Raw genomic sequence first — 7,082 nt, 5'->3', positions numbered from 1 at the left:
GCCATCAGCAAGCGCGTGTCCGAAAACAAACTGTGGTAGGAGGGATCATCCGATGATTGCACAAACGAACGGCGAAAAGGTATTCGGCGTGATCAATACGCTGCTGATGCTGCTGCTCTGCTTCGTTACACTGTACCCGTTCCTGTATGTATTATTTGCTTCATTGAGCGACGCGGCGAGCTTTATCCAGCACCGGGGCATCCTCCTGCGCCCGCTCGGATTTAACTTCGAGGCTTACAAAGCCGTCTTCAAGAACCCGATGATCACAAGCGGGTACCGGAATACGCTGTTTTACGTAGCTGCAGGAACGGCCATTAACCTGTTTATGACGGCTCTCGGGGCTTATGTGCTGTCGCGCCGGAACCTGTATTTTAAAAACCTGATGATGTTTGCGATCGTCCTGACGATGGTGTTCAGCGGCGGACTGATCCCGACGTACATCCTCGTCGGCAAGCTCGGCATGATGAATACGCCTTGGGCGCTGCTGATCCCGGGAGCGATCTCCACGTTTAACCTGATCATTATGCGGACGGCGTTCCAGGGCGTACCCGTGTCGCTCGAAGAATCGGCCAAAATCGACGGAGCCGGCGAGATGACCATTCTGTTCCGAATCGTCATTCCGCTGTCGATGCCGGTCATCGCGGTCATGATTCTTTGGTATGCGGTTGGGCACTGGAACTCGTATTTTCCGGCGCTGGTGTATTTGCGTGACCGGACGATGTATCCGCTGCAGCTCGTTTTGCGCGAAATCCTCATCGCCAATTCCACCGATTCCATGTCCACAGGCGTGGCTGCGGACGACAAGTATGCGATCGGCGAAACGATCAAATACGCCACCATCATCGTCTCGACCCTGCCGATTATCTGCCTGTATCCATTCCTGCAGAAGTATTTCGTCAAAGGGGTGCTGATCGGCGCCATCAAGGAATAAAAAACTGCCCGGAGCCCTGTCCCTTGCATTATAATGAACATACAAGTTTCATTGATGCGCATGTCGGTCGATACATGAACAAGGTAGGGGGAATGCTTGGTGAAACGGCTGCTTCGTCCGCTTGGAATCGGTCATCTGCGAAGCGTGTGGATGACGATGCTGATTTCCAATCTGGTTCTGCTGCTCATCCCGGTCTCGATGGGAGCCTTCTTGTACACCAAAGTCGAAGCAAGTTTGGAAAGCGGTGCCAACCGTTCCAATCAAGCGATGCTGGAGCAGCTCAAGCTGTCCCTGGACAGCAAATTAAGCGAAGTGCAAAAGCTGGCCCAGCAGATCATTTTCGATCCGAAGCTGGAGTATTTGCTCAAACTGGACCAGGATGCAGGCGGTCCCGACCGGTACCAGTTCATCGAATTTATGCGGAACACCATGTCAAGACAGGGAAGCCTGACGAACTTTATCCTGGATTACTATGTCTATTTCCGCAACAGCGATCTGGTGCTGAGGCCCGGGCTTCTCACCGATTCGCACAAATTTTACGATATGTATTACAGCTATCAGGGCATGAGTTACGACCGCTGGCGGGAAAGCATGCTCACAAGCTTCCATACGATGGATTACCTTCCATCGGCCACGCTGCTGCGGACCGCCGAGTATGATCCGATGCAGAGCATCGAGAAAACGCCGCTGAACGTCATCACCTTCGCCCAGTCGCTTCCGGGGCGGGACCGGCGCGATATTACGGGGACCTTCGTCATTCTGATCGACGAGAGTCAGATTAAGGAAATGTTTGCCCAGATTGAATCCGCGAGCGACAGCTCGATTTACATCGTGAATTCGGACGGACGCACGATCATGGCGACAGACCGTCAGCCGCTGCCGGGCGAATTGTTGTCCCGGATCACGGGAACCGGCGGGTTGTTCAACCAAACGATTAATGGCGATCAGAAAATGGTATCGTATACCTCATCTGAAAAAGAAGGATGGAAATACGTGCTCGTTACGCCCAAAAGCGTCTTTATGCAGCAGATCATTCTAATCAAGCAGTGGGCGCTGATCCTGTTCGCCCTTTGTCTTGCCGTGGGACTGACCGCAGCCTTCATCTTCGCTTACCGAAATTACAGTCCGCTGCGTAAAACAGTCAATGCCATTCTCAGGGGCACTGAATGGAGCGGAAGGCCACAGGTCAACGAATACGAGCTGATCCTGCAGTCCATCGAAGGCTCTCTGCATACCGAAAAAAACTTACGCAGCCTGCTCGCCCAGCAGACGCCCGTCATCCGCTCCAATTTCCTGCTGCGCCTGCTCCGGGGGCAGATGGATGTCGACGCGTCCCGGGAAGGCGGCCAGTCGCTGCGGTTTATGGATATTACGTTCGTCAGTGACGACTTCTCGGTCATGGTTGTCCAATTGGACAGCATCGCAAGGTTCAACGCGGAGCCGAGCGAGGAGCAGTGGGCGCTTGCCCGTTTTATCGTATCCAATATCGGCACGGATCTGATCGAGTATCCGCACAAGGCGTTTGCCGTTGAGCTGGACCGGGACCGGGTAGCGATTGTGTGCAACTTTGCCGCGGAACAGGCCGAGGGCGGCGAGAGGGTGACCCGTGAGCTGGCCACAGCGCTCAAAGGCATGATCGAGGAACGCTTCAAGATCGATGTGACCGTGGCGGTGGGCCTGCCTCACAGCGGCGCGAGAGCATCAGCGAGAGCTATGCGGAAGCGGCGTCTGCCCTAGAATTCCGGATTGTGAAGGGCGGCGGGACGATCATTTATTTTCAGGATATTACGGATGTGCACTCCCATTATTACTACCCGGTCGATATTGAGGTACAGCTGATTAATTTCGTAAGGAGCGGCGACGCCGACCATGCCCTGCAGCTGCTGGACACGATTTATGCGATGAATTTCGAGTCGGGCAGCATCACGCCGGAATACGGGAAATGCCTGTTCTTTAACATCACCAGTACATATTTAAAAATTATGAACGCCACGGGCATGGACCAGAATGACATTCTCGGACCCGATATCGATCTGGTGAAGGACATCTTCTCCTATGAAACGGCCGAAGGAATGCACAAACGGATGAAGCGGCTGTATGAAATTTTGGCGGAGAGCATGGTTGCGGACAAGAGCGGCCACAGCGCTCAGCTATTGCAGGACATGGACCAGTTCGTCGATGAGCACTTCACCGATTCCAACATGGGGCTTGGCATGGTGGCGGATCACTTCGACATGACGCCGCAGTACGTCTCGACCTTTTACAAAAAACAGAGCGGGATCAATCTCAGCGACCATATCGCCAAGAAACGGATTGAGCTTGCCAAACGCCATATGGCTGACAAGGAATTCACAAATGCCCAAATCGCGCAATTGGTCGGGTATACGAGCGACGTTGTCTTTATCCGGGCTTTTAAAAAGATCGAGGGCGTCACGCCGGGGAAATACCGGGAGCTGATGATGTCGTGCGTCTCGGATGAGACCGGGTGAGCTGCAGGAAAAGGCAGGGGAACAGCCTCTGCCTTTTTTTCGTTTTCTCCATCATTGGTGGAAAAGCCCGGAAAAGCTGGTTGACATTCTTCTCCATCCCTGAATATAATGTGCTTAACAGGTTTATATATGAATATATGCTCATATTATATTCGTGATTGGATCGGAGGCATTTTGATGACTGAAGCCGTCTCTAAGGTGAAGCGTGAGCTGCTGCTGAAGCTTGGATTGTGCAAACTGTGCCATGAAGATCGAGGATGGAGTCCGGAAGATGGACGGGATTTCTTCCTGCTCCGTAAATTTCGTCAAGCAGACGCTGACTTTTGAATCCTCAGAAGATCAAGGCCAGCTGATATCGGAGATTACGAAGAAAGTCAAAAAATTAGAGCCGCATGTCAGCGTGCGTGAGCTGGTTCCGAAAGCGGCAGGAAATCATCCGCAAAGGTCCCGCGGCCATTATCATGATGGGCACGCGCATGATCACGGTCATTCCCACGAAGGTCATGACCACGGAGCGGGCGGTCATTCGCATGATCATGGCCACGGCCATGATCACGGTCATTCGCATGATCACGGCAGCTCCGGCATCCGGGTCATGTCGATCCGCCTGGCTGCAGGGGCAGTGATCACGGCAGCCGCGATGCTGCTGCCGGTCACGGGGTGGGCCGAGCTCGCCATGTTTCTGGTGGCCTATCTCATTACCGGAGGAGACATCGTTCTGCAGGCGCTCCGCAACATCCTTAGGGGCCAGGTGTTTGACGAGTACTTCCTGATGTCGGTTGCGACGATTGGGGCGTTCTGCGTAGGGCAGTATCCCGAAGGGGTTGCCGTCATGCTCTTCTATCAGATCGGCGAAATGTTTCAGGGCATTGCGGTCAACCGTTCGCGCAAATCCATCAGCGCCATGATGGATCTCCGGCCGGATTATGCGAACCTGAAGACAGGGGACGGAACGAAACAGGTGATGCCCGAGGAAGTCCAGGTCGGCGAATTGATCATCGTCAAACCGGGAGAGAAGATCCCGCTCGACGGCAAAGTGACTGAGGGCCGGTCGATGGCGGATACTTCGGCGCTGACCGGCGAGTCCGTGCCGCGTGAGCTGGAAGCAGGCGATGAGGTGCTGAGCGGGTTCATCAACAAAAACGGCGTCCTTACGATTGAGGTGACCAAGATTTATGGGGAGTCCACCGCGGCCAAAATTTTGGACCTCGTCCAAAACGCCAGCAGCAACAAGGCCCCTACCGAGAACTTCATCACGAAGTTCGCCCGCTTGTATACGCCGGTCGTCGTCATCGTCGCCCTGCTCCTTGCGATTGTTCCACCGCTCGTGGTGAGCGGCGCGACGTTCTCCGACTGGATCTACCGGGCGCTGATCTTTCTCGTCATTTCGTGTCCCTGCGCGCTGGTCGTATCGATTCCGCTCGGATTTTTCGGAGGGATCGGCGCCGCTTCCAAAGCGGGCATCCTGGTCAAGGGGAGTAATTACCTGGAAGCCTTGAATGATGTGAAATACGTCGTGTTCGACAAGACCGGCACGCTGACCAAGGGGACGTTCCGGGTAACCGAAACCCGTCCGGCCCACGACGGGATCAGCCCTGAACAGCTGCTGGAATATGCAGCCTTCGCGGAACTTCATTCGAGCCATCCCATTGCCGAATCGATCAGGGAANCCTACGGGAAAGAAATAGATGCGTCGCGAATACAGGACTACAATGATAGATGCGTCGCGAATACAGGACTACAATGAAGCTGCGGGACACGGCGTTCACGTGAAATTGGACGGCGTGGAAGTATTGGCCGGCAACGCAAAGCTGCTCAAGGAGGAAGGCATTGCGGCTCAGCAGCCGGATGCGCCGGGCACCGTCGTATATGTGGCCGTGAACGGAGAATACGCCGGTTATCTGCTCATCTCGGACGAGGTGAAGGAAGATGCTGCGCAGGCGGTCGGCGCGCTTCAGCAGCGGGGCAAACAGACGGTTATGCTGACAGGCGATGCACGCCCGGTGGCGGAGAAGGTCGGGAAGCTGCTTGGCGTCAACGAGGTGCATGCCGAGCTTCTTCCACAGGATAAGGTAACGCATATGGAACGGCTGAGCCGGCTGAAGCATCCCAAGGAAAAAATCGCTTTTGTCGGGGACGGCATGAACGATACGCCGGTGCTGGCGAGAGCCGACGTGGGGATTGCGATGGGCGGCCTCGGATCAGACGCTGCCATTGAAGTGGCGGATATCGTCATTATGACCGATGAGCCGTCCAAGATCGTCACCGCGCTTGGCATTGCGGGGCGTACGCGCCAAATCGTATGGCAGAACATCGTTTTTGCGCTGGCGGTCAAAGGGATCTTCCTGCTGCTTGGAGCCTTCGGCATCGCAACGATGTGGGAAGCCGTCTTCTCCGATGTCGGCGTCACTCTGCTGGCCGTCTTAAATGCGATGCGGGTACTGAAGCTGAAATAAATAACGAGTCGATATGAACGGGCGGTCCGCTGCATGCGGTGCCGCCCGCTGCCGTTTGGGGAGCTGATAGTCGCTCGTTTTATTGCTGCCTTTTCATTGTGCAGAAGCGTCCGTACTCGTGCCCGAAGACTGTTCCCAGGGGTTAAGCCCTGAACGGGCCAAGCCTAATCGGTTGGATTACATATGTAAAAAAGAAAAGACCCTTCCGCCAAAGGCAGAGGGTCTTGGGTTAGAAATATTTATCCATGCTGGGTATGCTGCAGCGTCTGCAGGAAAATCTGTTCGATGTGCGTATCGTCAAGCGAGTAATAGGCCGTTTTGCCTTCCTTGCGGCGTTTGACGATCCGCAAATTGCGCAAATACCTCAGCTGGTGGGACACCGCGGATTGGCCCATGCCGAGCAGGGTGGTCAGGTCATGCACGCACAGTTCTCTTTGCAGCAGCGCGTCGATCAGCTTGACCCGCGTGGGATCACTAAAGGCTTTAAACCAATCGGCGACCTGCGAGGCAGCTTGATCATCGATCAGCGCTTCTTTGATTTTGCCCAATTCATTGTCTGAGCCCGTGCAGGTTGCGTCGCATTCCTGGGACGGATGGATGGACTGTTCCATGGCAATCACCTTTCTGTGAAAATCCGGAATAAAGGTTAGATACCTGTATTATATCAAAACGGCACCTTAAACGGAATAATTACTGTTAAGAAAATGTACATGCCCCCGCCGGCACTCGGGTCTGACATGATCAGGCACCGTGACCGGCTGCGAAGCCATCCGAATTTATATATCCGGCAAGCGGCATGGTATACTATGTAAAATGGACAACAATCAAAGGGGAGATACATGATGATGGGCAGTAAGGCGAGGCTGTCTGTGCTCGGAATCGTCCTTGGCGGGCTGCTGGTATCAGGCTGCTCGGATAAGGGCGGCCCGGATTCGGCGGAGCAGACGATGCAGCACGATCACGGCGCACACCAGCAGATGGCCGCAAACGGCGATCTGCAGGAGACGACCGGCGGGAAGGAGCAGCTTCCTACGTTTCTGCAGCCGGCGAACGATACCGTCAGAACGGCCTATATGGCGGCAGCCGGGGTAAAGGAAGTGCTCAGCCAAATTCCATGTTACTGTGGATGCGGGGAAAGTGCAGGCCACAAAAGCAATTTGAACTGCTTTATTAAAGAAGTCAACCCGGACGGAAGCGTGGTATGGG

The 7,082-nt window shown here is 54.6% G+C and carries 5 protein-coding genes and 1 pseudogene; 5 read left to right on the top strand and 1 reads right to left on the bottom strand.

The features are described 5' to 3' along the window. Positions 1–52: 52 nt before the first annotated feature. The 4 genes and pseudogenes from CPT76_RS14725 to CPT76_RS14710 all read left to right on the top strand — a co-directional run bounded on the left by CPT76_RS14725 (position 53) and on the right by CPT76_RS14710 (position 5,876). A complete protein-coding gene (locus CPT76_RS14725; protein WP_105443428.1) occupies positions 53–931 on the top strand; it encodes a carbohydrate ABC transporter permease in 879 nt (292 codons plus the stop codon). A 99-nt stretch (positions 932–1,030) separates the two neighbouring features. Then, positions 1,031–2,668: a cache domain-containing protein gene (locus CPT76_RS14720; RefSeq protein WP_105443427.1), complete on the top strand. Its 1,638-nt coding sequence runs from the start codon at positions 1,031–1,033 to the stop codon at positions 2,666–2,668. Between the two features lie 11 nt (positions 2,669–2,679). Then, a complete protein-coding gene (locus CPT76_RS14715; protein ID WP_105443426.1) occupies positions 2,680–3,420 on the top strand; it encodes a helix-turn-helix domain-containing protein in 741 nt (246 codons plus the stop codon). 177 nt (positions 3,421–3,597) lie between these two features. Beyond that, positions 3,598–5,876: pseudogene (locus tag CPT76_RS14710) on the top strand (heavy metal translocating P-type ATPase). A gap of 239 nt (positions 5,877–6,115) precedes the next feature. Here the strand turns inward: CPT76_RS14710 and CPT76_RS14705 are convergent. Then, positions 6,116–6,487 (bottom strand): ArsR/SmtB family transcription factor, encoded by a 372-nt coding sequence (locus CPT76_RS14705; protein ID WP_076167400.1) that lies wholly within the window; start codon positions 6,485–6,487, stop codon positions 6,116–6,118. 234 nt (positions 6,488–6,721) lie between these two features. Here CPT76_RS14705 and CPT76_RS14700 point away from each other — a divergent pair. After that, a partial coding sequence (locus CPT76_RS14700; RefSeq protein WP_219845428.1) for a PCYCGC domain-containing protein occupies positions 6,722–7,082 on the top strand: 361 nt, incomplete at its 3' end.

It is taken from the genome of Paenibacillus sp. AR247, assembly GCF_002968895.1.
GTDB classification, from domain to species: Bacteria; Bacillota; Bacilli; order Paenibacillales; family Paenibacillaceae; genus Paenibacillus_AQ; species Paenibacillus_AQ favisporus.
The sequence above is the reverse complement of the archived record's forward strand: the minus strand, read 5'-3'. Positions and strand labels throughout refer to the sequence as shown.